Source organism: Xanthomonas sp. AC360 (genome assembly GCF_979258225.1).
Map to the genome: position 1 here is coordinate 4,429,075 of NZ_OZ409846.1, position 23,687 is coordinate 4,452,761.

Annotated in this window: 28 protein-coding genes and 2 other RNA genes; 15 read left to right on the forward strand and 15 right to left on the reverse strand. The window is 63.6% G+C overall.

What is annotated here, in order from left to right; all coding sequences use genetic code 11:
- Nucleotides 1-119: 119 nt before the first annotated feature.
- From ACZZ0O_RS18890 to ACZZ0O_RS18910, 5 genes are read right to left on the reverse strand one after another with little or no spacing between them, the layout of a single operon-like run.
- Nucleotides 120-1,028: a dihydrodipicolinate synthase family protein gene (locus tag ACZZ0O_RS18890; RefSeq protein WP_463591538.1), complete on the reverse strand. Its 909-nt coding sequence runs from the start codon at nucleotides 1,026-1,028 to the stop codon at nucleotides 120-122.
- Nucleotides 1,025-2,338: an FAD-dependent oxidoreductase gene (locus tag ACZZ0O_RS18895; RefSeq protein WP_463591539.1), complete on the reverse strand. Its 1,314-nt coding sequence runs from the start codon at nucleotides 2,336-2,338 to the stop codon at nucleotides 1,025-1,027. Before ACZZ0O_RS18895 ends, ACZZ0O_RS18890 begins: the two co-directional genes overlap by 4 nt.
- Nucleotides 2,331-2,576 (reverse strand): 2Fe-2S iron-sulfur cluster-binding protein, encoded by a 246-nt coding sequence (locus ACZZ0O_RS18900; protein ID WP_463591540.1) that lies wholly within the window; start codon nucleotides 2,574-2,576, stop codon nucleotides 2,331-2,333. Before ACZZ0O_RS18900 ends, ACZZ0O_RS18895 begins: the two co-directional genes overlap by 8 nt.
- A complete protein-coding gene (locus tag ACZZ0O_RS18905; protein ID WP_463591541.1) occupies nucleotides 2,573-3,802 on the reverse strand; it encodes an NAD(P)/FAD-dependent oxidoreductase in 1,230 nt (409 codons plus the stop codon). Before ACZZ0O_RS18905 ends, ACZZ0O_RS18900 begins: the two co-directional genes overlap by 4 nt.
- The gene (locus tag ACZZ0O_RS18910) at nucleotides 3,802-4,740 is read right to left on the reverse strand and encodes a proline racemase family protein (RefSeq protein WP_115513270.1); all 939 of its coding nucleotides are present in this window, start codon (nucleotides 4,738-4,740) and stop codon (nucleotides 3,802-3,804) included. Before ACZZ0O_RS18910 ends, ACZZ0O_RS18905 begins: the two co-directional genes overlap by 1 nt.
- 160 nt (nucleotides 4,741-4,900) lie before the next feature.
- On the opposite strand from ACZZ0O_RS18910, the gene ACZZ0O_RS18915 reads away from it, so the two are divergent.
- The 11 genes from ACZZ0O_RS18915 (at nucleotide 4,901) to ACZZ0O_RS18965 (ending at nucleotide 11,437) form a co-directional block, all read left to right on the forward strand.
- Nucleotides 4,901-5,617, forward strand: coding sequence for an AraC family transcriptional regulator (locus tag ACZZ0O_RS18915; RefSeq protein WP_082473564.1), 717 nt, complete (start codon nucleotides 4,901-4,903; stop codon nucleotides 5,615-5,617).
- A 185-nt stretch (nucleotides 5,618-5,802) separates the two neighbouring features.
- Nucleotides 5,803-7,452 carry a signal recognition particle-docking protein FtsY gene (gene ftsY / locus ACZZ0O_RS18920; RefSeq protein WP_463591542.1) on the forward strand — a complete coding sequence of 550 codons (1,650 nt, stop codon included), beginning with the start codon at nucleotides 5,803-5,805 and terminating at the stop codon, nucleotides 7,450-7,452.
- A 1-nt stretch (nucleotide 7,453) separates the two neighbouring features.
- Nucleotides 7,454-7,717: a hypothetical protein gene (locus ACZZ0O_RS18925; RefSeq protein ID WP_463591543.1), complete on the forward strand. Its 264-nt coding sequence runs from the start codon at nucleotides 7,454-7,456 to the stop codon at nucleotides 7,715-7,717.
- Between the two features lie 84 nt (nucleotides 7,718-7,801).
- The gene (mutY, locus tag ACZZ0O_RS18930; protein WP_463591544.1) at nucleotides 7,802-8,875 is read left to right on the forward strand and encodes an A/G-specific adenine glycosylase; all 1,074 of its coding nucleotides are present in this window, start codon (nucleotides 7,802-7,804) and stop codon (nucleotides 8,873-8,875) included.
- 21 nt (nucleotides 8,876-8,896) lie between these two features.
- Nucleotides 8,897-9,175, forward strand: a complete 279-nt coding sequence (locus ACZZ0O_RS18935; protein ID WP_055851591.1) for an oxidative damage protection protein — start codon at nucleotides 8,897-8,899, stop codon at nucleotides 9,173-9,175.
- 120 nt (nucleotides 9,176-9,295) lie between these two features.
- A complete protein-coding gene (locus ACZZ0O_RS18940; RefSeq protein WP_463591545.1) occupies nucleotides 9,296-9,571 on the forward strand; it encodes a DUF3658 domain-containing protein in 276 nt (91 codons plus the stop codon).
- 112 nt (nucleotides 9,572-9,683) lie between these two features.
- Nucleotides 9,684-9,759, forward strand: a non-coding RNA gene (locus ACZZ0O_RS18945) — sX9 sRNA.
- Nucleotides 9,760-9,971: 212 nt separating this feature from the next.
- Nucleotides 9,972-10,328, forward strand: coding sequence for an ArsR/SmtB family transcription factor (locus ACZZ0O_RS18950; protein WP_463591546.1), 357 nt, complete (start codon nucleotides 9,972-9,974; stop codon nucleotides 10,326-10,328).
- A gap of 1 nt (nucleotide 10,329) precedes the next feature.
- A complete protein-coding gene (locus tag ACZZ0O_RS18955; RefSeq protein WP_463591547.1) occupies nucleotides 10,330-10,770 on the forward strand; it encodes a YeeE/YedE family protein in 441 nt (146 codons plus the stop codon).
- The gene (locus tag ACZZ0O_RS18960) at nucleotides 10,767-11,201 is read left to right on the forward strand and encodes a DUF6691 family protein (protein ID WP_463591548.1); all 435 of its coding nucleotides are present in this window, start codon (nucleotides 10,767-10,769) and stop codon (nucleotides 11,199-11,201) included. Before ACZZ0O_RS18955 ends, ACZZ0O_RS18960 begins: the two co-directional genes overlap by 4 nt.
- A gap of 160 nt (nucleotides 11,202-11,361) precedes the next feature.
- Nucleotides 11,362-11,437: non-coding RNA, sX9 sRNA (locus ACZZ0O_RS18965), on the forward strand.
- Between the two features lie 140 nt (nucleotides 11,438-11,577).
- On the opposite strand, the gene ACZZ0O_RS18970 is transcribed toward ACZZ0O_RS18965, so the two are convergent.
- Nucleotides 11,578-13,200: a hybrid sensor histidine kinase/response regulator gene (locus ACZZ0O_RS18970; protein ID WP_463591549.1), complete on the reverse strand. Its 1,623-nt coding sequence runs from the start codon at nucleotides 13,198-13,200 to the stop codon at nucleotides 11,578-11,580.
- Between the two features lie 325 nt (nucleotides 13,201-13,525).
- On the opposite strand from ACZZ0O_RS18970, the gene ACZZ0O_RS18975 reads away from it, so the two are divergent.
- Nucleotides 13,526-14,200 carry a class I SAM-dependent methyltransferase gene (locus ACZZ0O_RS18975; RefSeq protein WP_055851577.1) on the forward strand — a complete coding sequence of 225 codons (675 nt, stop codon included), beginning with the start codon at nucleotides 13,526-13,528 and terminating at the stop codon, nucleotides 14,198-14,200.
- Nucleotides 14,201-14,213: 13 nt separating this feature from the next.
- Here the strand turns inward: ACZZ0O_RS18975 and ACZZ0O_RS18980 are convergent, their stop codons facing one another.
- Entirely contained in the window at nucleotides 14,214-14,777 is a 564-nt protein-coding gene (locus ACZZ0O_RS18980; RefSeq protein ID WP_463592491.1) for a hypothetical protein, read from the reverse strand.
- 416 nt (nucleotides 14,778-15,193) lie between these two features.
- Between ACZZ0O_RS18980 and ACZZ0O_RS18985 the strand changes: the two genes are divergently transcribed.
- Nucleotides 15,194-16,657, forward strand: coding sequence for a S41 family peptidase (locus ACZZ0O_RS18985; RefSeq protein WP_463591550.1), 1,464 nt, complete (start codon nucleotides 15,194-15,196; stop codon nucleotides 16,655-16,657).
- 605 nt (nucleotides 16,658-17,262) lie between these two features.
- Here ACZZ0O_RS18985 and ACZZ0O_RS18990 read toward each other — a convergent pair.
- Entirely contained in the window at nucleotides 17,263-17,562 is a 300-nt protein-coding gene (locus tag ACZZ0O_RS18990; protein ID WP_311240427.1) for a hypothetical protein, read from the reverse strand.
- Between the two features lie 372 nt (nucleotides 17,563-17,934).
- Between ACZZ0O_RS18990 and ACZZ0O_RS18995 the strand changes: the two genes are divergently transcribed.
- On the forward strand, nucleotides 17,935-18,399 hold the full coding sequence (locus ACZZ0O_RS18995) for a hypothetical protein (protein WP_463591551.1): 465 nt from the start codon (nucleotides 17,935-17,937) through the stop codon (nucleotides 18,397-18,399).
- A gap of 674 nt (nucleotides 18,400-19,073) precedes the next feature.
- On the opposite strand, the gene ACZZ0O_RS19000 is transcribed toward ACZZ0O_RS18995, so the two are convergent.
- Nucleotides 19,074-19,550, reverse strand: coding sequence for a DUF6941 family protein (locus tag ACZZ0O_RS19000; protein WP_463591552.1), 477 nt, complete (start codon nucleotides 19,548-19,550; stop codon nucleotides 19,074-19,076).
- Entirely contained in the window at nucleotides 19,547-20,074 is a 528-nt protein-coding gene (locus tag ACZZ0O_RS19005) for a helix-turn-helix transcriptional regulator (RefSeq protein ID WP_463591553.1), read from the reverse strand. Before ACZZ0O_RS19005 ends, ACZZ0O_RS19000 begins: the two co-directional genes overlap by 4 nt.
- A 142-nt stretch (nucleotides 20,075-20,216) precedes the next feature.
- On the opposite strand from ACZZ0O_RS19005, the gene ACZZ0O_RS19010 reads away from it, so the two are divergent.
- The gene (locus tag ACZZ0O_RS19010) at nucleotides 20,217-20,474 is read left to right on the forward strand and encodes a hypothetical protein (protein ID WP_463591554.1); all 258 of its coding nucleotides are present in this window, start codon (nucleotides 20,217-20,219) and stop codon (nucleotides 20,472-20,474) included.
- Nucleotides 20,475-20,661: 187 nt separating this feature from the next.
- On the opposite strand, the gene ACZZ0O_RS19015 is transcribed toward ACZZ0O_RS19010, so the two are convergent.
- From ACZZ0O_RS19015 to ACZZ0O_RS19035, 5 genes are all read right to left on the reverse strand, one after another.
- Nucleotides 20,662-21,309: a hypothetical protein gene (locus ACZZ0O_RS19015; protein ID WP_463591555.1), complete on the reverse strand. Its 648-nt coding sequence runs from the start codon at nucleotides 21,307-21,309 to the stop codon at nucleotides 20,662-20,664.
- Between the two features lie 13 nt (nucleotides 21,310-21,322).
- Nucleotides 21,323-21,592 carry a hypothetical protein gene (locus ACZZ0O_RS19020; protein WP_463591556.1) on the reverse strand — a complete coding sequence of 90 codons (270 nt, stop codon included), beginning with the start codon at nucleotides 21,590-21,592 and terminating at the stop codon, nucleotides 21,323-21,325.
- 315 nt (nucleotides 21,593-21,907) lie between these two features.
- The gene (locus ACZZ0O_RS19025) at nucleotides 21,908-22,357 is read right to left on the reverse strand and encodes a hypothetical protein (RefSeq protein WP_463591557.1); all 450 of its coding nucleotides are present in this window, start codon (nucleotides 22,355-22,357) and stop codon (nucleotides 21,908-21,910) included.
- 207 nt (nucleotides 22,358-22,564) lie between these two features.
- Entirely contained in the window at nucleotides 22,565-23,233 is a 669-nt protein-coding gene (locus tag ACZZ0O_RS19030) for a hypothetical protein (RefSeq protein WP_463591558.1), read from the reverse strand.
- A 170-nt stretch (nucleotides 23,234-23,403) separates the two neighbouring features.
- The gene (locus tag ACZZ0O_RS19035) at nucleotides 23,404-23,664 is read right to left on the reverse strand and encodes a hypothetical protein (protein ID WP_463591559.1); all 261 of its coding nucleotides are present in this window, start codon (nucleotides 23,662-23,664) and stop codon (nucleotides 23,404-23,406) included.
- Nucleotides 23,665-23,687: the final 23 nt, after the last annotated feature.

Consider the following 23,687-nt stretch of genomic DNA (forward strand, 5'->3'; position numbering starts at 1 on the left):
GATGCCGTATCAAACGCGACATCCGCATCGATCAGCACACGTCGCTGCGCACACGGCGACGTGATTGCGCAACACGCTGACAGATCGGCGTGTTGCGTAGCGTCACGGTGCCCGCGTCATCAGGACAGCTTAGGTGCGGTGGCAATCGCATGATCGATCACCTTCAGCGCCGCATCGCGCTCGGCGCCGGCTACGACCAGCCGTGGCGCACGCACATGCTCGCTCCCCAGGCCGACCTTCGCCTGCACCAGTTTGATCAGCTGCACGAAGGTGGGCACGGTATCCAGGCGCAGCAGCGGCAAGAACCAGTTGTACAACTCCTTGGCAGCCGGATAACCGCCATCGCGCGCCAGCTCGAACAGGCGCACCGATTCCTTCGGATAGGCATTGACCAGGCCGGCGATCCAGCCCTTGGCGCCCATGCTCAAGCCTTCGACGATGGCATCGTCCATGCCCACCAGCAGCGCCAGGCGATCGCCCAGCAATTCCTGCAGCGCGGCAAAGCGGCGCACATCGCCGGAAGATTCCTTCACTGCCTGCAGGTTGGGGAATTCGGCAGCCAGCTCGGCGATCTGCGCCGGGCCAAAATCGGTCTTATAGGCGACCGGATTGTTGTACAGGATCACCGGCAGATCGGTCGCGCCAATCACCGCGCGCACATGCGCGCCCATCTCGCGCCAGTCGGTGGAATAGACGTAGGGCGGCAGCACCATCAAGCCACCACATCCGATCTCCTTGGCCGCCTTGGCCAGCGCCACCGCTTCGCCGGTCGCCAAGCTGGCGATGCCCGGCACCACCGGCACGCGGCCGTTCAAGGCAGTGACCAGGGTGCGCAGAACCGCCAGTTTGTCATCCACGCTCAAGGTGGCCGCTTCGCCCAACGAGCCCAGCGGCACGATCGCGGTGCAGCCGGCATCCACCAGCTGATTGGCGTGCTTGCCGAGGAAGTCGTGGTCGATCTCACCGGAAGCGGTGAACGGGGTGGTGATGGCCGGCAACACGCCGTGCCAGAACGTAGCGATGCTCATGGATGATTCCCTTGCGAGTCGGAAGTGAACGAGTCGGCCAGCGCCGCGAGGCGGACCGGGAACAACGGCGGCCGGCGGCCGGCGTCGGTGGAAAGATCGGGCGGGCAACGGCCCAGTTCGGCCAGTGCGCTGCCGCAGATGCGGCCCTGGCAGGCGCCCATGCCGCAGCGCGAGGCCAGCTTGGCGTCGCGTGCATCGTCGAAGTCGTCCAGCGCGCCCAGCGGCACGTCTTCGCAGCGGCAGACCAACGTGTCTGGTTGCGCCAGCGTGCGGATGCGCGGATGTAGTGCGAATTGCTGTTGCAACAGCTGCGCAAACGCGCGTGCGGCCCGCCGACGCGGCTGCAGCTGCAGTGCGTGATCGGGTGCGCCGGCGGCCATATGCCCGGCCATCGCACCTTCGATCAACGCGCAATCGCGTCCGCCGATGCCGCAGGCTTCGCCGGCCGCGAAGATCTGCACGACGCTGGTGCGCAGCAAGGCATCGACCTGGATCTGTCGATGCGCGCCGCAGGGTTCCAGTTGGCAACCCAGCAACTGCGCCAGCTCGGTATTGGGTACCAGGCCGTAGCCCACGGCGAGTTGGTCGCAAGCCACGCGGGTGCGACCACGCGGGCCATCGAGCTCCACTTCGCGCAACTGCGTATCGCCATACGCGGCCATCACCACGGTGCCGGCGCGATAGGCGACGCGATGCAATTGCAGCCGCAGCGCCACCGCCTGTGCGGCCTTGCCCGGCCAGCGCCATAACTGCGCGGCGAAGGTGCGCAACGCTGCAGCACTGGTCTGTTCGTGGATGCCGAGCACCTGCGCGCCATGGCGCTGCAAGGTGGCCGCACTGGCCAGTAGCAACGGCCCGCTGCCGGCCACCAGTACGCGCTTGCCGCGCACCGGCCAGCCTTGTTTGGCCAGCGCCTGCGCCGCGCCTGCGCCGGTGACGCCGGGCAAGGTCCAGCCCGGAAACGGCAACAGCAATTCGCGCGCGCCAGTGGCCAGTACCAGCGCGGCGTAATGCAGTTGCAGCGTGCCGTCCGGGCCATCGGCCAACAACCAGCCCGGTTGGGCCAGCACGATCTGCGTGCGCGTCAGCAGGCTGATTGCGGCATTGCCCTGCACCTGCCGCAACAGCGCGCGCGCATCGGCCGGCGCACCGTGGTGCACGTCGCTGCGCCACACCTGCCCGCCCGCACGCGGCTGCATGTCCACCACGCCCACGCGTGCGCCATGACCGGCGGCCGCCTGCGCGGCAGCCAGTCCGGCCGGGCCGGCACCGATCACCAGCACATCGAAATGCAGCACGCGCTCAGCCATCGGTGCGCACCTGCATGCCTTCTTGCGCATCCACCAGGCATGCGCGTTGCTGCGCAATGCCGTCGATGCGCACGCGGCATTCGAAACACACGCCCATGCCGCATAACGGTGCCCGCGGCTGGCCACTGCTGGACTGGCGAAACTGCAGCGTGGCCTGCGCCACCGCTGCCGCCACGCTGGCGCCGACCGGCACGTCCACCGGTTGCGCATCCACGTACAGGCGAACCGTGGCGCTCATGCCGCGGCGCCCTGCACTGCGCGCGCCGGTGCGTATGGCGCCGGGTCGATGGCCGGCGTGCGCCCGAGCAGGCTGTCCACGATCACCCGTGCGCTCCCCAGCGCCGTGGTGACCCCCAGCCCTTCATGCCCCGCTGCCACCCACACATCGGCCCGGCCGGGCACCGCCCCAAGATACGGGCGCCCGTCCGGGGTGGCCGGACGCAGGCCGGTCCATACGCGGATCGCCTGCAGTTCGCGCAACACCGGCAGATACGCAAACGCCCGCTGCAACATCCGCTGCAGCACCGGCATCGACAGCGCGCGGTCGTTTTCGCCGAACTGCCGCGACGAGCCGATCAGAATCTGCCCGGTCGGCCGCGGCTGCACATTGAAGGCCACGCTGATGTCATCGGCCCCATGCGCCGAATCGGCATAACCCAACTCCAGCAGTTGATGCTGGATCAAGCCGGGATGCCGGTCGGTGATAACCAGATGGCCCTTGCGCGGGCGCAGCGCCAGCTCGGGCAGCAACTGCGGCAGGGCCACACCACTGGCGACCAGCACCGGCCCGGACAGCAGCTGGCCATCGTCCAGACGCACGCCCTGCGTTTGCAGTTGGGTTACCCGACGGCCGGCAAACAGCTGCGCACCGGCCTTGCAGGCCAGGCTCACCAGATGCCGCGCCACCCGCGGCGGATACACCACCGCTTCATTGGGCACCCGCATGCCACCGGCCAGCCCGGGCACCAGCTGCGGTTCCAGGGCATACAACTGTTGCGCATCGATGGCTTCTGCGTGCAGATCGGCCGCCGCCAGCCGCGCGATCTTGGCCGGCACCGCCGCCAGTTCGCGCGCATCGCGTGCCACCCACAGCGTGCCGCAGCGACTGAACTCTGCCTCGCTCAATTGCGCGAAGCGCTCCCACAAGCGCAGCGAATACGCCGATAACGCCAGCTCGGCCGGGTCGTCGTCCATCGCCACCAGGTGCCCCATCGCCGCCGCAGTCGAACCACCGCCGATCGGCCCTGGCTCGATGATCGCCACCCGCAAGCCCTCGCCTGCCGCAGCTTCCGCACAGGCGGCACCGACGATGCCGGCACCGATCACGATCAGGTCGTAGCTACGCCGCGTGGAGGCGGCAGATGGGCTGACATCCCCATTGGCATCGCCATGCAGCAACGCTGCAGCCGAACCGCTCGACGGCGCAGCCAACGCAGCATCCGGCGCGGGCGGCGACACCTGCATCAGGCCACGATGCCCCAGGCGAACGGATCGGCCGGGTCGATGATCAACTGCGACCGCGCGGTGATGAACGCCTGCCCGCTGATGCGCGGCGCAATGCCGCGCCCGCTCAGGCGATAACTGCCCTCGAACGCGCTGCCCAGAATGCCTTGCTGCACCCAGCGCTCGCCTTCGCCCAGCTTGCCGTCTGCGGCCAGGCAGGCCAGCTTGGCGCTGGTGCCGGTACCGCAGGGCGAGCGGTCGTAGGCCAGCCCGGGGCACAGCACGAAATTGCGCGCCACGCCGCTGCCATCGGGGGCGGCGCCATTGACTTCGATATGGTCGATGTCACCACCCGCCTCACCAGTAATCCCGGCCGCTTCCAGCGCCAGCCGGATCGCTTCGGTGTAGGCGGTGAGCTCGCGCTGGTGCGCTAGATCGAGCGCGCACGGCGCCTGCTCGGTGATGAAAAACCAGTTACCGCCCCAGGCCACATCGCCGCGCACCCGGCCATGGCCCGGCACGTCCACTTCCACACCGGCGGCGGCGCGATAACTCTCTACGTTGTCCACCGACACCGTGCCGTCTTCGGCCAGTTCCACGCCCACGGTGCCCACCGGCGTTTCGATGCGGTGCTGGCCCGGCGCAATACGCCCCAGCTCGGCCAGCGTGCGTACCACCCCGATGGTGCCGTGACCGCACATGCCCAGATAACCGACGTTGTTGAAGAAGATCACCCCGGTGCAGGCGGCAGGGTCGCGCGCCGGCAACAGCAGCGCGCCCACCATGGTGTCCGAACCGCGCGGCTCGCAGGCGATCGCACTGCGCCAGTGGTCGAAGTCCTGGCGGAAGCGCTCGCGGCACTGCGCCAGGTCGCCATCGCCCAGATCGGGGAAGCCGGCCAGGACCACGCGGGTGGGCTCGCCGGCTGTATGGGAGTCGATGACGTCGATGGTGTGCATGGCTCATGCTCCCATTGCCGACCCTTGGACGACTAGCGTTCAATGCGAAGTGAAAATGCGGAAATCTGCACAATCGCCAACCTGATTCACAGCCATGCGTTTACGCTAGGATCAAGCCTGGGTTGCACCACCGTGCAGCCGTCAAATCGTGACCGCTATCATGACCCTGATGGACCTCAACCTTCCCGCGCTGGAAATGCAGACGCTGTTCGATGCACTGCCGGACGTGGTGTTCTTCATCAAGGACAGCGAGGGCCGCTACACCCATTGCAACCTCACCCTGGTGCGCCGGCTCGGGCGCAAGCTGCGCAGCGAGATCATCGGCCGTTCGCCGCTGGAAGTGTTTCCGTTGCCGCTGGGCGGCAGTTACATGATGCAGGACCGTCGCGTGCTGCTGGGCGAACTCATCGACAACCAGCTCGAAGTGCATCTGTATCCCAACCGCTTGCCCGGCTGGTGCCTGACCTTCAAACGCCCGCTGTGCGAGGCGAACGAAGTAATCGGCGTGGTGGGGATTTCGCGCGATCTGGGCCAGCCCGATAGCCGGCATTCGGCCTACGAGCGCCTGAGCCAGGTGATGGAACACATGCAGGCCAACTTCGGCGACAACCTGCGCGTGCAGGCGCTGGCCGATCTGGCCGGGCTCTCGGTGGCGCAGCTGGAGCGGCACTTCCGTCGCGTGTTCCAGGTCACCCCGCAGCAGCTGCTGACCAAGCTGCGCATCGAATCGGCCATGCGCCTGCTGTACGGCGACGACAGCATCGCCAGCATCGGCCAACGCTGCGGATTTGCCGACCAGAGCGCATTCGCCCGCCAGTTCAAGGCCACCGTCGGCATGACCCCGCGCGATTACCGCGCGCTGAAAGGCCAGTTGTAAGAGCGCCTGTTGCAGGCTGTAATCGGGTGCTGACACATAGCTGGCACAAATGCAGAATTCGGCAGGATTGAGCGCCCCGCCGCAGCGCATTTTGGCTCCCCTGAAACAGGGCGGCGCTGAAGGGCGCGTCAAGGTGAGTCGGGACCCGGATGATAGAATTCCGGGTTTCCCCTACTGCGTTGCCAATGGCCAGCTTTTTCCGCCGCAACAAGCCCACCACGCCCGACAGCTCGCGGACCTCGCGCTATAGCCTGGAAGAACTGGCAGCCGCATTCCCCACTGCGCCATCTGCCGCCGCGCCCGCATCGCCGGTCGAGGCCATGCCGCCTGCGCAGTCCGGCACAGTGCCTGCCGCCGCGCCGCCTGTCGTGCCTGCACCGATAGCCGAAACCACCACGCCAGCGACACCGACTGAGGCGCTTGCACGCGATATCGCCGCCCGCACCGGCCAGGCGCAGAGCATTGCCGCTGTGCCGAGCGCGCCCGCCGCGCCCACGCCTCCTGCGCCGTCTGCCCTGCAGGCGCTGCCAGACCCGGCACCGGCTACCGCGCCCGCTGCGCCGACCCCGGTGGTGGTGGCGCCTGTCGTTGTGCAGCCGCAGTCCGCACCAACGCCGTCTGTCGCTGCCCCGGCGCAACCTGCGACGCTGTCGCCGAGTGCAACACCATCGGTCTCAGCACCGGTTGTTGCGGCTCCTGTTGTTGCGACACCCGCTGCCGCCCCGCCCGTCGCGGCGCCGCCCGTGGTGGTGGTGCCTGCCGCAACACCCACCGCGTCCACGCCGCCTGCCGCAGCTCCTGCTGCAAGCGCCACACCGCGGGTGACTGCACCGGTCATCGTCAGCAGCCCGGCGCCAGCGACGCAGGACACCGACAGCATCGTCGGCCAGCACGACGCGCTGCCTGCCGCACCGGCCGGCAAGCCGGGTTGGCGCGAGCGGCTGCGCAACAGCACCTTCGCACGCAGCTTCGGCGGCCTGTTTTCGCGCAACCCCAAGCTCGATGACGATCTGCTCGACGAGATCGAAACCGCGCTGATCACCGCCGATGTCGGCATCGGCGCCACCACCGCCTTGATCGAAGGCCTGCGCAAGCGCATGAAGTCGCGCGAATTCGCCGATGCACAGGCCATGTTCAAGGCCCTGCGCGCCGATCTCATCGCGTTGCTGCAGCCGGTGTCCAAACCGCTGGTGATCGACCGTTCGGTCAAACCGTTCGTGGTGCTCACCGTCGGCGTCAATGGCGTTGGCAAGACCACCACCATCGGCAAGCTGGCCAAGCGCTTCAAGGACGAAGGCAACAGCCTGATGCTGGCCGCCGGCGACACCTTCCGCGCCGCCGCCGTGGCGCAGTTGCAGGCCTGGGGCGATCGCAATGGCGTGGCGGTGATCGCGCAGGGGCAAAACGCCGATGCCGCCTCGGTGGCGTTCGACGCCCTGCAGGCCGCCAAGGCACGCGGCACCGATGTCTTGATCGCCGACACCGCCGGCCGCCTGCACACCCAGACCGGCCTGATGAACGAGCTGGGCAAGATCCGCCGCGTCCTCGGCAAGATCGACGCCGCCGCGCCGCACGAAGTACTGATGGTGATCGACGGCACTACCGGCCAGAACGCCATTTCGCAGCTGCGTCAGTTCCATGCGGCAGTCGGCGTCACCGGCCTGGTGGTGACCAAGCTCGATGGCACCGCCAAGGGCGGCGTGGTGTTCGCGCTGGCGCGCGAGTTCAATATTCCGATCCGTTTTGCCGGCATCGGCGAACGCCCGGAAGATCTGCGCGTGTTCGACCCGGTCGCCTTCGTCGACGCCTTACTGCCGGAAGCGCTGGGCAACTGAGTTGGAAGACCCCTGCCCGCATCTGCAAGCACTGTGCGCACAGGCACTGCAGGCAGGTTGCACGGTGCAGCAGGTGTCGCACGGCTGGTCGCGCGCCAAACAGGTGCTGGAATTCGCCCAGCCCTTGGCTGCGACGTTACGCGCACAAGCCCGCATCGATGCACCGGTGGTTGCTTACTATGCACCGGCGGAACCGCACTGGCCTGGCGATGAATGCTTCTTCTGCGAGCAATGCCTGGTCGGACTTGCGTTTCCGCTGCAGTGATCGGGCCCCACCACAGCGTACGGTTGTCCCGGCGTCCGTCCTGACCCCATTGCCGTTCATCGCCTCCCTTTGCCAGCAGACCTCATGCCCGCAGACCTCGCCGCTTCATCCGCTGACGCTTTCGTCGCCCCGTTGTTGCACTGGTTCGACGGCCACGGGCGCCACGATCTGCCCTGGCAACATCCACGCGCGCCGTATCGCGTGTGGCTGTCGGAAATCATGTTGCAGCAGACCCAGGTTGCGGTGGTCATTCCGTACTTCCAGAAGTTCGTTGCACGTTTTCCGACCCTTGCCGATCTGGCAGCAGCCGACAACGACACGGTCATGGCGCACTGGGCCGGGCTGGGTTACTACGCACGGGCGCGCAATCTGCATGCCGCCGCCAAACAGTGCGTTACCTTGCACACTGGCGAGCTGCCGCGCGACTTCGATGCATTGCTCGCGCTGCCCGGCATCGGCCGCAGCACCGCCGGTGCGATCCTGAGTCAGGCGTGGAATGATCGTTTTCCCATCATGGATGGCAACGTCAAACGCGTCATGACGCGCTTCCATGGCATTGCCGGCTACCCCGGCCTGCCGGCCATCGAAAAGCAGCTGTGGGTGCTGGCGACAACGCATGTTGCGCAGGTCCCTGACGGCCGCCTGGCCGACTACACGCAGGCGCAGATGGATTTCGGCGCCACGCTGTGCACGCGTGCCAAACCGGCCTGCGTGTTGTGCCCGTTGCAGGATGCCTGCGTTGCCCGCCGCGAGGGTCTGGTGGAGGCGTTGCCCACGCCCAAACCGGGCAAGCTGCTGCCCGAGCGCGAAGCGACCGCCCTGCTGCTGGAAAACGCGCAGGGCGAGATCCTGCTGCAGCGCCGCCCGCCCACCGGCATCTGGGCCTCGCTGTGGACGCTGCCACAAGCCGAGACCGACAGCGGCATGCGCGCCTGGTTCGCCACGCATCTGGATGGCGACTACGAACGCGCCGACGAGATGGCGCCAATCGTGCACACCTTCAGCCATTACCGCCTGCATCTGCAGCCGTTGCGCTTGCGCAAGGTCGCACTGCGCGCAGCGGTGCGCGACAATGACGATCTGCGCTGGGTTGCCCGCGCCGATCTCGGCTCGCTGGGCTTGCCGGCGCCGATCCGCAAGTTGCTCGACACGCTTTAAGCACGCCTCAAAGGAATTCGCATGTCCCGCACCGTGTTCTGCCAGTACCAGCAATGCGACACCGACGGCCTGGATTTTGTGCCGTACCCCGGCGAACTCGGCCAGCGCATCTTCGCGCAGATCGGCAAGACCGCGTGGCAGGCGTGGCTGGCGCACCAGACCATGCTGATCAACGAAAACCGGCTCTCGCCGCGCGATCCAAAGCATCGCGCCTTTCTCGAAACCGAGCTGCAGAAGTTCCTGTTCGAGCGCAATGCCGACAAGCCCGAAGGGTATGTGGCGCCGCTTGGCGAGGAGTAGTTGGTTCCGAGATTGGGAATTTGGGATTGGCGATTGGCAGTGATGTCGGGAGTCGATCGCCGGAATGCGTGATCACGCATCCTGCGGCGATGCTCCGGACGTCTACAACGGTGATTCGCGATGACACGCACTGGCCCATCCGGCGTTGAGCTGCACGCAATCGATGCCTTTGTCACCGACGCTGTCGACACGCAGTGGCAGAAGGTCGCGATGATCATTGCCAGAGCGCTCACTGACGCGCAGTTCAAGTTGGCCGATGTCGAGGACGCGGCCGACCACGTTGCGCAACGCAGTGCCCACCTTGTTCGCAGCGGTCGGCTCGAGGCTGCGGGCGATATCACCGACTGGCGACATAGCGAGGTGCGCCTTGCCGCGCATTCGCTGCACGTACGCTGAGGCGTCCGTGTTAGGCAATGCGTCGTGCAGCGCGCTGCTTCAGGTATCCAAGAGTAGCTAGCAGCACGCCTGCGCTCACCGCCAAGCGGGTGCACCCAGTGGGCGGTGCGGCGTGTCCCACGCGTCCATCGCAGCTCCTGCGCATCGTCAACACCCACCTGACGACTGCCCGCGATGTTTTGCGAGCCGCTCCAAATCCCCAAGACCGAGGTGCCGCAAAGGTCGTTCGCCCGTTGCGCCGCGCGCGTGCCAACTGGCGGTGTAGGCGCGGCCTGCGCGCATTGCCGACCTCTGTTGGTCCGGTACCTCAGGGTTTCGGGACTCTGGAACACGGCCTGCGACGCCGTTAGACCCTCACACTCTATTGCCAGACATTCTATTTTTACGTAGATTGTCGGACATGCCGACCCACGCCACGCCCGCATTGCCACGCTTCCGCGCCGATCCCGACAGCATGCAGCGCCTGCGCGCGTCGGCCGGGCGCGCCTGCACCTTGCTCAAGGCCATGGCCAACGAAGATCGCCTGCTGTTGCTCTGCCAACTGGCCCAGGGCGAACGCAATGTCGGCGAGCTGCACGTGGCCACTGCCATCGTGCAGCCCACGCTTTCGCAACAACTGGGCGTGTTGCGCGACGAAGGCCTGGTCAGTACCCGTCGCGAGGGCAAATACATCTACTACCACCTCGCCAGCACCGACGTGCTGGCGGTAATGCAGGCCCTGTATGCCAGCGTCTGCGGCGCCGCGGAGCCAAACTGACATGGTCGTCGATTGGAGCAACTTCACCCCGTTGAGCGCATTGGCCGGCGGCGGCTTGATCGGCCTGGCTGCTGCGTGGCTGATGCTATTCGAAGGACGCATCGCCGGCGTCAGCGGCATCGTCGGCGGCCTGCTGCAACGCCAGAACCACGACGAACGCAGCTGGCGCGGCGCCTTCATGCTCGGGTTGCTGAGTGCTGTGCCGCTGTGGGCCATCGTGCGGCCGCTGCCTTCGATGCAGCCGCAGGCGGCATGGTGGCTGTTGCTCGGCGCAGGCCTGTTGGTGGGGTTCGGTGCGCGTCTTGGCGGCGGCTGTACCAGCGGGCACGGGGTATGCGGCATCGCACGTGGCGCCCGCCGCTCGCTGGTCGCCACCGCCGTGTTCATGGGCGTGGCGATCGCCACGCATGCCTTGCTCGCCACGTTGCGGGGAGTTTGGTGAATCGGGTTGTCAGCAGCGCGATCGCCGGGTTGATCTTCGGGATCGGTCTGCTGCTCTCAGGCATGGCCAATCCGGACAAGGTGCTGGGTTTTCTCGATGTCGCCGGTCGTTGGGACCCATCGCTTGCGCTGGTGATGCTCGGCGCCATCGGTGTCGCGGCACCTGCGTTCTGGTGGGCGCGTCGGCGTGGTCGAACACTGCGCGGGGCATCGCTGCAGTTACCCGCCCAGCGGCAGATCGACGCCCCACTGCTGTGGGGCAGCGCGCTGTTTGGCATCGGCTGGGGACTGGTCGGGCTCTGCCCGGCGCCCGCACTGCTCGGCGCGGCTGCATTACAGCCGTCCAGCCTGGCGTTCGTGCTGGCGATGCTGATCGGCATGCGCCTGCACCTGCTCTATCGACGGCACGCCGAGCCTGATCTGCATCGCTGATCGCACCGCTCGCCGCTGCGGCTGTATCGCCGGCCATTCGCGGTGCAAACCACTGCCCACGCTTGCGTGCATTAGCGCCCGCGATCCAAGGCACGCTTAGAGCAGCTAACAAAACTACTGTGCAGCCGCCAGGCGGGCGCGGCCGGTGCTCGGAATCCTCATGTACCACCCGTACACTCCGGTTCCTCCGCGCCGTCCACACCCACCTGACGACTGCTCGCTACGTTTTGTTAGCCGCTCTTATTGGCGTCCGCAAAGTTTCCACGGTGACGCCGCTGGAGCATCGCGGCCTTCAAGCAGCAGCCAATCGGTAATCCCAACCGCGCATCGGTGACGCTACCGCAGAACGGCAGCGCCACCCGATACGACAACGCGCTCAGCCCACGCCGGTTGGTCCATCCAGCAACATGCGGATGCGCTTAAGCAATTCCTTTTGCGTGTACGGCTTGTTGACCACGTCGAATTCTGCGCCGCCGACATCGGTGCGCTGAATGCTGGCATCGGCATAGCCGGTGGTGAGCAGCACCTTGATCTTGGGCAACATGCGGCGCGCTTCGCGTGCGAGCACCACACCGTTCATGCCACCGGGCATGATCAGGTCGGTAAACAGCGCATCCACATCCGGGTGCTGTTCCAGCAACTCGATCGCCTCGCGCCCGCTCGAGGCGGACAGAATGCGATAGCCGGCATTTTCCAGGAACATCTTGGCCACCACCGCCACGTCCTGCTTGTCTTCCACCACCAGGATGGTCTCGTTGCCGCCCTTGTCGATGGCACGGCTCTTGACTGACTGCAGGTCGTTCTCGAACTCGCTGGATGCCGGAAAATACAGCCGCACCGTGGTGCCTTCGCCGACTTCGCTGTAGATGCGCACCGTGCCGCCGGACTGTTTGACGAAGCCGTACACCGTCGACAACCCCAGCCCCGTGCCCTGCCCCTCGTCCTTGGTGGTGAAAAATGGTTCCATGACGCGGCTGGCCACGTCAGGCGGCATGCCCGCACCGGTGTCGCTGACGGCGATGCTCACATAGCGGCCTGGCGCCAACTGGTGATGCATGGCCAGATCGTGGCTGGTGACCTCCACGTTCTGGGTCTGCACGGTCACTTCTTTGCGCTCGGACTGCACCATCGCATCGCGCGCATTGATCAACACGTTCAACAAAGCCACTTCGGCCTGCGTGGTGTCGATCTGGCAATTCCACAGCCCGTCTTCGAGCGACTGCCGCAGGCTGATGCCGCCACCCAGCGCGCGCTCGGCCATATTGTTCATGCCCGACACCAGCCCGTTGAGATTGACCACGCGGCCACGCAGTTTCTGCTTGCGCGAAAACGCCAGCAATTGCTGGGTCAACATGGCTGCCTTGCTCGCTGCGGTCGCGGCATGTTCGGCACTGAAGGCGATGCGCTCGGCGTTGGCGCCCGCTTTGGATGCCATCATCTGGATCACTTCCAGATGTCCGGACATCACCTGCAGCAGGTTGTTGAAATCGTGCGCGATGCCGCCGGTCAACTGCCCCAGCGCTTCCATCTTCTGCGCCTGGCGCAAGGCGTCCTCGGCGTCGCGGCGACGGCTCACGTCCAGCTGCGAGCCGAAGAAATACACCAGGTTGCCCTTGTCGTCGAACACCGGCGAGACGAACAACGCGTTCCAGAACGACGAACCATCCTTGCGGTAATTCAGCACCTCGGTGGCGAGTTCGCGGCGGTGCTGGATGGATTCGCGCACGTCCTGCACGCTGGCCGGATCGGTCTCCGGGCCCTGCAGAAAACGGCAGTTATTGCCGATGATCTCCTCGGCCGAATACCCGGTCATTTCCAGGAACGCCCGGTTGGCGAACACGATGGGGTTGTCAGGCAAATGCGGGTCGGTGACCGTCATCGGCATCCGCGTGGTTTCCACGGCGGCAAAAAAGATATCCGAGCGATGCTTCTCTACAGGCAGGCTGCGAGATTCGCTGATATGAGGCGCCCGTAGCTCTCCGTGACGGGTATCGTTCAAGTGATGGTCTCCGCGGGGCCATTCCCGAGGGCGCAGTTTAGTTGGGCGCAGTGAGCTAATCCCTCACATCGATGAGCCTTTCCGGTACGGCTGCGCTCGTCGATGCAACCAAATGCAGTGGCCCTGCGTAGGCGGGCATCACGGGCAACGCAGCCGCTTAACGCAGCAAGCCGGTGTCGGCCAAGACGGGCACGCGCCCACGCTGTTTTGCCGTAGCATGCCCTAGCAGTTTGCAGCTCTTGCGCCGTCGTCCCGCCGTGTCGGTTGCGTCGTGCGCGCCTCCTCCCACGCCGGCGCGCACGCCTGGCGATCATGCGACGCCACCATGCCGGGCTATCAGACCCAGATTCACGAGTTGACCTTCGGGCAGCAGACTTACGTCATCCGCGCATTGGCGGACAAGCAACAATTTGCCGACCCCGACGACGCTGCCGCCGACGCCGGCATTTCTTCGGCGCAGTGGAGCCTGTTCGGCCAGGTGTGGCCGGCAGGACAGTTGCTGGCCGAAGCGATGGCCACGCGCCCGGTAGAAGGCAAGCGCATTCTGGAACTCGGCTGCGGCCTGGGCCTGGCGAGTCTGGTGTTGCGCAAACGCGGCGCAGACGTGGTGGCCAGCGATCACCACCCGCTGGCAGAAGTGTTTCTGGCGTACAACGCAGCGCTCAACGCGTTGGAATCGGTGCCCTATCGCCGGCTAGATTGGGACGCGGGCGCAGCGAACATGGGCCAGTTCGACATGATCATTGCCAGCGACGTGCTCTACGAAACCCGCCACGCCACCATGCTGGCCAAATTGATTCCGGGGCTGGCCAAGCCGTCCTGCGAGATCGTGATCAGCGACCCTGGCCGCGGCAATGCCAACGCGCTCTCGCGCATGCTGGCAGATATCGGGTTCTCGCTGATCGCCGGGGAACGCCAGGCGTCGGCGCAGGTAGCCAAGGCGCCGCGTCTGTTCGTCTATCGCCGCAATATGGACAACTGGTGGCCGGCAGACGCGTGAGGGCAGCGCACCGTCACGGCGCAGGCGTGTAGTCGGACAACCGCACCGGCTTGCGAGGATCGGCTTTGATCTCCTTGTGCTCGCTCAGGCGCAGCGCATCGGCGTCGGGCGCGTCGTCAGTATTCAATTCCCAGGCTTCGATCACGCGCTTGTGAAACAGAAATGCACGGCGTGTGCGGTCGTAGCGGAAGGTGATGTAGTCGGTCCAATGCTGCCCGCACGACACGCCGTTCTGCACGGTGAAAAATCTGCCGGTCGCCACCAACCCATCTTCCGCATCCAGGAAGGGATCGCACTGCCCGCCCTCGTCGGCCTTGAAAATCACACGCGTGTTGCGCCCGGCCTCCACAAAGCCGCTAGCGGTCGCCACCAGCACCAGCAACGTGCGCGACGGCGCGGCGCGATCGCCAGAGCGCGTTGCATCTTCGGTCGCGGCGCGTAAGGCAACCACGTAGTCCTGTTGCCCATCGCCAGTCAGATCCGCACTGGCCACAGCAATGACCGACTGCCCGGCAAGCACCAATTTGGCAGCACCTGCGGGCAGCGTGGCGGCACCAGCTGGCAGCGCTATTGCCATTGCCATTGCCGCCGTCCACCACCAGCATCGCGTTGTCATGGCCGCTCCCTGCTCTGGTCTGCATCGAGCGCGCAAGCATAGCCGGCAATCCTGGCAGCCGCGCGATGGCATGCGGTGCGAGCACACGCTGCTCGATGTCGATGCCAACCTCGATACCGCGCAGGACCGGACAGTCACGCGCACCTACCACGCCACCGACGGCCACAACTCCCGCACGCCAGCGCTCAGCCGCATTCTTGCAAGGCTTTGCTGCGTGGATGCCTCCGACATCGCGCGCCAGACGTCACAGTGCCGGATAGCACCCCTCCACCACGCATCAGCGCCTTATCATCGACGCGAGCGAAGCCGGGCGGCAGGCGCGCAAAGCGGGTTTCACCTCACCCGGCAACAGCCGCGCACCGCACTTCAGGAACTCCATGAAACGACTCATCGCCTGTCTCGCACTCTCGACATGCTTGCTTTGCACCGCAGCGTCGGCCGAAGAACTCGATGCGTATCTGCGTGCCCACTACCCGTCGTTGAAGTACGTCGAGCGCTACTGCGCCACGCATCCCGAAGATGTGCAGGGCAGCGCTGACGCATGGGCGGCAAGCGCCAGACTTGCGCCGGAAACGACAGCCAGCGATGTTTCTCGACGGCTTGTCGGCCTCGCGGATCAGCACGTCGCGCTCACCGGGACGAAGGCCGGCAAGACAGAGACCTTGGGCGTTCTGTTCAGAACCTCAAGCGATGGTCACATGATCGTATGGCGCATCCTGGATGCGCGCATCACCGGCCTTGCGCAAGGCGACAAGGTGCTGCAAATCGATGGAACACCCACGTCGACATGGCTGAAAAACGCAGCAGACCTGACGTTCGGCGGCAACGCGCGCGCGCGACAAGCGGAAGCTGCGCTGTCGCTCGCACTCGGCACGCCGGCGGCGCATCAGGTGGCCGGTGCTGGCAAGACAGTTACCCTGCGCGTGCAGAGGTCCGCGCAGGCGCCGCGCCAGGTCGCGCTGCCCTATCAGCCCATGACCCAGGAGCTTGCGCGCACGCTGGCATCCGCAGTCGACGCGCCTGATCTGCCCGAGGTTGTGCAGGTCGGAAGCACCCGGGTGGGAAGCATTCGTCTGGGTGCGTTTGCGCCGCAGTACAACGCTACGTTCACTGCGGCGGCGGAAGCCAGGGAGGCCGTAACTGCGGAGGCAAACGACCCGGACGCGCCCATGTTGGCGGGGTTTTGTGCAGTGACCCGGGAGTTGATCGGTCGCTACGATGCCATTGCAGCACGCTCGGATGTCATGCTCATCGACTTGCGCGGCAACATGGGCGGATTCGCACGCGAAGTCCGCGGATTCGCCTGGGCACTCACCGGACGCAAGCCAGTGAAGACCTACGAGATGAGCGCGTCGGGAACGCCGGGAATCGTGCGTCTTGAAGCGCTGCAGGACGATGCCAGCTGCGGCAGCGTCGCGTCGCACAAGCCGCTCCTTGTGCTGGTGGATGCAGGCACCCGATCGGCCGGCGAATTGCTGGCCACCTACCTGTGGGCCAGCGGCGCCACGATCATGGGCGAGCGCACCATCGGTGCCGGCGGCGGCCGGGATTCGCAAAGCGAGGGTGTTGCGTTGGGCGATTCCGGATATCGCGCACTTGTCAGCGAAAATTTCTACATCTTCGATCCGACGGAAACCCTGCGCGCTGGCGAGATGGACGAAGCGACGCTCGTCGATGGCGTGGCGGCAGACGGTTTTCACCCAAGCCGAACACATCCCTTCGCAACCCAGTCCATCGGCGTGGTGCCAGATGTGCCGCTTGTAATCGATGCGGCGGACTTGAGCGATGGCGGCCATGGTCTATTGCGGCGCGGCCTGGTGGCCGCCGGAGTCACCAAGTGATTTCCTGCCTCTTTCATACACGCCGGTAAGCACATAACTGCTGATAGCGATGATGCAGCGTTGAATCGATCGCGGGAGGCAGCCAGTGAAGTGGCTGCAGCAACGCAACCGCGGATGCTCCACCGGCGGCTACGATGCCCAACCACTGCCAATGCTTTGCTGTCTGCGTTCTTGACGACATCCTGGCGACACTGGGATCGCGTACAAGCAAACGGGCGTGTTGCACGGGAGACAGGCATAAGCGCACGCACCCATCAATCGGCGGCCACATAACTTGAAGCCGAATGCATGCCGTCGCCATTACGGAGAACGTCAGCGCGCGGCACTTCAGTATCTCGAACAGGCGGCGTGCGCAGCTCCCGAGACGGTTGCACTAAAGCAACATGCCGCGCACCTGGCCCAGTTTCATGTGCTGCGGCAGTGGTATTACCCGGGCAGCACCGCCTCACTGGAGGCCGCACGAACCTGTAAGGCGGCGCCCGGCGAATTTGACCACGATCGCTACCTGGTTCTGCGCAAAGGGCTGAGAACGCATATTCGTTGCGTTGCGTGGCGATGCTCTAGCTGGCAGTCACGCGACGGGGCGCTACAGGTACTGGGCAGGATCAACCCGTGCCGGTTGACGGCGCATTGGTGACCTCCATGTCGCAAGCGCGGTACTCCTTCGGATCGAGAAAATCCGCCAGACAGGACCCCACCCGCAACGCCTGCTCGCGCGCATCGCCGCGATAATCGCCCTCGCCCGCCGCTTCGATGGTGGCGATCGGTGCCGCACGGTCGCGGTGATAGACGAATGCAGTCGACCGCCACAGCGTCTCACCGGGCGCCTGACTTTCCATCGTCTCCACGCGGAATTCACCGCAATACCCATGGATCAAGGTGCGTCGAAGTGTCTTGTGCGTCATGCGTGAAGTATCGCCACACAGAGTTGAAGATGACGTGGAAAAAATTCGCCGCCAGCCGGCAAGAGAACAACGCAACACCGCTGTACTAGGCACAAAAAGACGTCAACAACCCATGTCGATATTCGCTCGCAAAGCGCCGGAGCAGTTGGCGACCGACACAGCAAGACGGCACGCGGTGCACACAGGATCACATCGAAGGAAAGGCGTTTGAGTCACCAGCAGCGCGAAGGACAACCCACTTGCGCTACGAGACTGAAGAAATGGTGGCCGAGGACGGAATCGAACCGCCGACACGGGGATTTTCAATCCGACACCTTAAATCTAAGTTGTTGAATTACCAGCATTTCTCAAGCTTACACGGGATGAGTGCTGATGAAACGAAAGCCTTTGCAGCGACGTGGCAAGCCGCCACTGGTGCAAAACTGGCTCAAACTTTTTGCCCTGCTGTGCGTTGCATCTGAGCGGCCCGCGATCGCTGCGGAGCGCATGATGCACCTCTTTACAGAGACATCGCGAGCGGGCGAGTCAATGGACGCGTTGGTACTGAGGCTGGCACCAAAGCTGAACCAACTAACCGCCGAACTACAGGCAGAGATATGCGGCACCATCCACACGGATGACGGCCGGCATTCGGTGGACGTGCGCACCTACCACGACCGCTATAGCTGCCTGGTCGAGCGCGATAGGCTGCCGTATGTCCACACCCATCCCAATCTAGGGAAGGCCGGCTGGACGTTCAGCCTAGGGGACTGGAGACGACCAGGTTATCTGGTGACAGTGATCGGCGTGCGCTATCAAGACACCAAGCGCTCACGGAAAGTCAGGGCCGACAAGTAGCACAGAGCAAGAGCGAACGCGGGCGAATCTTGGAGGCCATGCCAGGCCAGGATCTCATCGAGTCGCCGGGTGACAAATTGGGCATCGCTTTCGGTGACGGCACCCGCTTCGATCGCGTCAGCTATGCCAGCGAAGGCTTGCCAGAAATGGCAACGGTCGGGGCTGCTTTTCAGCAGCGCTGGCACCGCTGCGTCGAGGTGATCGAGATGGATTCGAGGGCGGCTCTGTCCATGCCCGCAGTATCGGCAAGGCCGCCTCAAGGTTTAAGACCGGCGGTCGTAGAATCTGCCGCTATGGACGACACTCCGCGCCCAGCCTTTTCGAACAGCTGCAGCAGCGGATGGCCTGCGCGCCTGAGCCGATGGAGGTGCTCAATCAGTTTGAAGCGGAACTGCTCTATCTGTTCCCTTCCGAGGCGACCGTGATTGTCGAGCTCGCCGCTCCATGGGTTCATCGCCTTGGCGTGCTTACACGGGAAGACCTTGATGGGTACATCTAGGGCACCGGCTGGCGCTGCTCAGGCGCTACGCAGGTTTAGCGGCCTCGTTGGCCCTGCGTCCGGTACATGCGAGATTGCGCGCGGCGGCAACCAGGCACCATCAGCCATTAACATATTGATGCGTCAGAGATTTCCGATGCCAGAATTCGCGCAGCGGTCGGAGCCCGCCAACCACTCAGAACAATCCAATGTCTCCGCCACCAGCCTTTACAGTGATCGTTGGCAGCTTGTCTGGTGCTGAAACTCGAAGCGCCAAGCCCTTAATTGTTTCATCCTGGCAGTAGGCTCTGACACGAAGGCTACATGCCTTGTCGATCGTGAGAGGCGCCATCGAAAAATCTACGGCTACTCTTATAGACCCGCTCGCATCCTCAGCTGATTTTTCGGCCAGCTCGCGCATTGAGTTCGCCATTTCACTCGACACTACTCCCTCCGCCAGTACGTCGTCGTCCTTCAGGACTGCAACCCGCAGCTCAGGAAAGGGGTTCGAACCAGGCGTGGAAATCGTGACGTGCGCGCACAACTTGTTAAGCACGACAGGAAACCCGGGGACCTGCATTTCAGGGCCATAACAGCCAACCAACGTGATCTTGCCGTCTATTTCATGGCGGATGTCATCGCAGAAAAAACCTGATAAGTAACGGCCGATCACCGTCCGTCTCCCACGCCGAAGGCTTCATCTATGCGATTCATATCCACATCAAAAACGCGAGCAAGCTTGCGCATGGTTTCCCTACCTGGATCCGCAGAACCTGCCTCGAGCCTAGCGACATGAGGTTGGCTACTCCCAATCGCCCTGGCGAGATCAGCCTGAGACAGACCAGCGGTCAATCGAAGGCCACGCAGGCCTCGACCGTTACCACGAACGCGGCCTGCTAGGCGCTTCCTTGCAGCTATAAGCTCTTCGCCAAAGCCTTCGGTGACCCACTGATCAACAAGGGACTCCACGCTGCGAGTGTTAGGAGGCAGTAGCTCAGGAACCATATAGGCTTCCATAAATCTCACAGAGTTACCACTAACACTCGCACGAGAAGGCATGAATAAGGAGTCAGTAAACAGCCCTACGCCGCGCGCAGCAGCATACGACCCACTCACAGTGACTGTTGCGCTAGCCTTATTCACATAACGACCTGTAAGCGTCGAGCACTCGCTGAGTTCGACTGTCTGCGGAGTCATAGTTAAAGTTCTGCCTCGGGAAAACGCCAAGTACAAAGTAGGTCCGCTTCAGCGGGAGGAAGGCATAGATGATCCGGTACCTGTAACCCTCATCTTCGAGCGTCAAGCACTTCAGTCGCCATAGATTCCGATCTTTGTTCCATTGTTCAACCCATCGGCGCACACTGAAGTTCAGGATCCAGTCATCCTGATCTCGGTGCTCAAAGCGATCATCGTTCAGCCTGTCCAGTACCCACTGATCACCCCCAAATTCATTGATCAGTACAAGGATATCGGCCGCGCTGGCAGCATCATGAGCACGAATCTCTTCAAGGTCTGCGACCGCGTCTGCGTGGATGACAAGCTTGTACATTATATCTTGCGCGATATAAATGCCAGCATCCAAGCAAAAGAACCGTGATGTCGATCTAACAGCACCTTCGCCCCCCCCTTGGTCAGCACTTTGGTTCATCTTCAACGGCAGATATGCCAGCGTCAAGCGAACCCAGCCGACGTTTACCGCCCCTCCTTATCGTGCGACTCGGCACATTGCCCACTCTGGACGAGCCCCCCCCCCCCCCGCCCCCGCCGCCAGTTGATGTGTCAGGCTACCGCCCGTTCGGTTCTACCAAGCTGGAGGCGATAGACCTGTCCGTCGCCGCCTTGACCATCGCCTGGAGCTTCCATCCCTGCAGCTCCTGCGTCGTGTTCGATCCGGGATAGCGGATGGTGTACGTGGGTGAGATCAGGTCAACGATTGTCGCCGCCAGCACACCCAGGGCCGTGCCGCGGTCTTCGACCTGGAACGTGACGTTGCCTGTGTCGTTGATTGGGTTCCAGATGATGATGATGTGCCGCGCGATAGGGTCCGCTTCCGGATCGGGCGCCACTACGTTTGCATCGTAGGCCACACGCGTGGCTGCCTTGATGCCGAGCAGCAGGTGCACGCCGGGTTCGGTGACAGCCTCCCCTGACACCTGTACCGCCTGCCCCGTTGCGGGGTCGATCTCACTGGTCGCTGGCGCGGTGATGTCATAGCTGCGGCCGATCAGGTCGCTGATCTGCACGGTGAGCACGCGCAGGAAGAAGCGCTCCAATGTCTGCATCCAGCCGTCCGGGTGCGGCTTTGTTGTGATCTGCTCAAGATGGAACTCGACAGGCCCATCGTTTGTGGCCGGGTCCCATCGGATTTCGATGCGGGGCGACACGATCTTGGTCTGCGTGCCGAAGATAGGGTTCTCGCTGATGATGGTCATCTTGCTCTCTGTGTCAGTAGCCGGTGACGTCGCACACAAGCACATTCGAAGGGCGGCGCTGTTCGAACGAGGAGCCGCTTTGGCCGACGATTTGAAATGGGGAGATGGTCACTTGCTCGTTGGTGACCTTGGCGCCTGGCAAGCGCACCACATAACCAGCTTGGCCGCCGCCGCTGGTCAAGCTCGATACCCACACACCGCCCGAATGCGCGACGGCATACTTGCGTCCGCCAGGGTACCCGCGCGTGGTGCCCTGCTCTCCTGGAAGCGTGAAGCTATCCACGACACGCTGCGGCTTACGCAACGCGTCAAAGATCAGCTGGTTCTGCAGGTTTCGAATCTGTTGGCCATACGAAGAAGCGTCGCTATCGCGCCACGTGCGCCCAATCCACCGTCCGACACAAGGACCGCGAACGCACCGACCTGGCCGCGCACCTCAAGGCCTTTGCCAAGCGCGGCGGCAAAGTGCAGAAGCTCGGTGCTACGCCGGTGCGCAGGAGCCTCTCGCGGCGTGAGGTCAACGATGCGCGGATCAATAAAAATGCCTAGCCAAAGCATGACAACGCAAATCCATCAGGTCTGCAGAGGACTTACGACCTCATTTTTGTTTCAGCTGCGCGCCATCCTCCGCGCGCTTCAAGTCTCGACGCTCGTTAAGAATTTCCATGCTCGTAGCCATGGTGCTGATAACGACCAGCATCATCAAAATAAAGATACCGATCGGCTTGACCCGCTTACGCTTTTCAGCTGGCACACCATGCAACACAGGCTTGAGGTAAATAAGAATTCCGCAGCCCATCGAAGCGGCTCCAGCCAACATACAGCCGAACGCACTAATTGCCCTCAGCACGTCAAGAGGCGCAGATTCTTTAACAGCTGCGCCGGCGAACACAAGCGACACTCCGAGAGCCATGCACTTTGTCAATTCAACAAATCGCTTCATGGCGTTTTCAAAAGCCTCGGCCTTGAGATTGTCTATCCGCCGCAGACGCCGTTTCTCCCATCTTTTCTGAAAATCACTGGACGTCCCGTCGCGATCTCCACTCATAAGCAACCTCGGCTTCCCTCGATGGCAAATTCTAATGCTTCGCTTGAGCCGGATATTTGTCGGAAGACGCAAATCAAGCGCGTGATCGCCCTATTACGTCGCGTTGCGCGTGCGCAACGCACTAAGGAAGCTGCGCGACCGCGAGGTCGAGATCGACCTCGCTGCCATGGGAGTCTTCGCGTGAATCGGCAAGTAGGTCATGTGGGCCTAAGTACGTGTAGAGAGCACAGGATCTTCGGCAATAACGAAGCGCTCGAAATCCGTAGCAAATGTGCTGCTAAGTTCATGCAGCCAATTCAAGTGGTAGTGCATTCGTTTGAGGTCATCTGCATCACCCGTATAACGCCAACTTGCAACTGCTGGGGTTCCCGGTTCGACACGCTCCTGGACCTTCCTTGCCAGCTCATAGAGCGTATGGGTACCTCCAATGAGGGTCGCCAAGTCAGCTCCAAGGCTATCGGGAAGATTGTGGATTCGATCTTCCACACGCTGCGCTCCAGGAAGCAGCGGCACTTTGCTCTCTTTCAGGATGCGCAGAAACTCTGCTCCATTCGAGATCCTTGGTGGATCTTCGAGAGTTACTGCACGCCCCCAGCGGCTCGACAAGGCGGACAGTCGAGCCGGAACGGCAAGCACCTCGTAGAGCAGTTGCCGCCCAAGTATCCGTGCCTGCGCCTCTCGCAGGTAGACAGCTTCCTTGTGCTGCTGCTGGGCAATGGCCTTCGCCTCATCCGCAATCTCAGTTGCGCGCTTCGTAGTGCGATTGGCGGACACAGCCACCCAGATCGCCCCACCAGCTGCTGCCAGCCCAGATACGACCGCTGCCCAGTCAGCAACGCTTCCCCAATCAGCGGCCAGCAGACATATCGACGTCATCTAACTTCCCCTACTGGACACGAGGCGATTCTGCCATGAGCCATCTTCACCCGAACGACAAGCTCGCGGAGCTCGACTGGGCTTTAAGTCGAGCGCGAGCAGCTGCACCACTCCGAGGCAATCGTCCACTACACCACCAGGTTGATCACGGAATGGCCCTCTTGCATGTCTTACCAGGGGGTGACGAACTTTCCTTCGGGGGAGATGTCCGCGTCCTGCAAAAACTGGAGCGCCGCCTCGATCGCGTCCTCGCGGCTTTGAAAAGGGTCGAGCACGTTCACGTAGGGCTGAATGTCGGTTTGATTCCCTCCTGCATCACGCGCAACCAGCACAGCCTCGAATTTCCCCGGCGGCTCGGGCAGTTGGATAGCGGTCGCTTCCACGACAAAGCCATTGATCGTACGGGTACTTTCGAGGCCATCGTTAGGCATGCAAGTGCTCCTGTATCGCCGTT

Coding starts and splice junctions, on each gene's coding strand:
- mutY (WP_463591544.1), top strand. CDS start 7,802: ATGCCCGCAGACCTCGCCGCTTCATCCGCTGACGCTTTCGTCGCCCCG.
- ACZZ0O_RS18910 (WP_115513270.1), bottom strand. CDS start 4,740: ATGCACACCATCGACGTCATCGACTCCCATACAGCCGGCGAGCCCACC.
- ACZZ0O_RS18915 (WP_082473564.1), top strand. CDS start 4,901: ATGACCCTGATGGACCTCAACCTTCCCGCGCTGGAAATGCAGACGCTG.
- ACZZ0O_RS19035 (WP_463591559.1), bottom strand. CDS start 23,664: ATGCCTAACGATGGCCTCGAAAGTACCCGTACGATCAATGGCTTTGTC.
- ACZZ0O_RS18955 (WP_463591547.1), top strand. CDS start 10,330: ATGGTCGTCGATTGGAGCAACTTCACCCCGTTGAGCGCATTGGCCGGC.
- ACZZ0O_RS18895 (WP_463591539.1), bottom strand. CDS start 2,338: ATGGCTGAGCGCGTGCTGCATTTCGATGTGCTGGTGATCGGTGCCGGC.
- ACZZ0O_RS18890 (WP_463591538.1), bottom strand. CDS start 1,028: ATGAGCATCGCTACGTTCTGGCACGGCGTGTTGCCGGCCATCACCACC.
- ACZZ0O_RS18980 (WP_463592491.1), bottom strand. CDS start 14,777: ATGGCAATAGCGCTGCCAGCTGGTGCCGCCACGCTGCCCGCAGGTGCT.
- ACZZ0O_RS19005 (WP_463591553.1), bottom strand. CDS start 20,074: ATGACTCCGCAGACAGTCGAACTCAGCGAGTGCTCGACGCTTACAGGT.
- ACZZ0O_RS18950 (WP_463591546.1), top strand. CDS start 9,972: ATGCCGACCCACGCCACGCCCGCATTGCCACGCTTCCGCGCCGATCCC.
- ACZZ0O_RS19030 (WP_463591558.1), bottom strand. CDS start 23,233: ATGACGTCGATATGTCTGCTGGCCGCTGATTGGGGAAGCGTTGCTGAC.
- ACZZ0O_RS18975 (WP_055851577.1), top strand. CDS start 13,526: ATGCCGGGCTATCAGACCCAGATTCACGAGTTGACCTTCGGGCAGCAG.
- ACZZ0O_RS18990 (WP_311240427.1), bottom strand. CDS start 17,562: ATGACGCACAAGACACTTCGACGCACCTTGATCCATGGGTATTGCGGT.
- ACZZ0O_RS18900 (WP_463591540.1), bottom strand. CDS start 2,576: ATGAGCGCCACGGTTCGCCTGTACGTGGATGCGCAACCGGTGGACGTG.
- ACZZ0O_RS19015 (WP_463591555.1), bottom strand. CDS start 21,309: ATGACCATCATCAGCGAGAACCCTATCTTCGGCACGCAGACCAAGATC.
- ACZZ0O_RS18995 (WP_463591551.1), top strand. CDS start 17,935: ATGAAACGAAAGCCTTTGCAGCGACGTGGCAAGCCGCCACTGGTGCAA.
- ACZZ0O_RS18985 (WP_463591550.1), top strand. CDS start 15,194: ATGAAACGACTCATCGCCTGTCTCGCACTCTCGACATGCTTGCTTTGC.
- ACZZ0O_RS18905 (WP_463591541.1), bottom strand. CDS start 3,802: ATGCAGGTGTCGCCGCCCGCGCCGGATGCTGCGTTGGCTGCGCCGTCG.
- ftsY (WP_463591542.1), top strand. CDS start 5,803: ATGGCCAGCTTTTTCCGCCGCAACAAGCCCACCACGCCCGACAGCTCG.
- ACZZ0O_RS19025 (WP_463591557.1), bottom strand. CDS start 22,357: ATGAGTGGAGATCGCGACGGGACGTCCAGTGATTTTCAGAAAAGATGG.
- ACZZ0O_RS18940 (WP_463591545.1), top strand. CDS start 9,296: ATGACACGCACTGGCCCATCCGGCGTTGAGCTGCACGCAATCGATGCC.
- ACZZ0O_RS18935 (WP_055851591.1), top strand. CDS start 8,897: ATGTCCCGCACCGTGTTCTGCCAGTACCAGCAATGCGACACCGACGGC.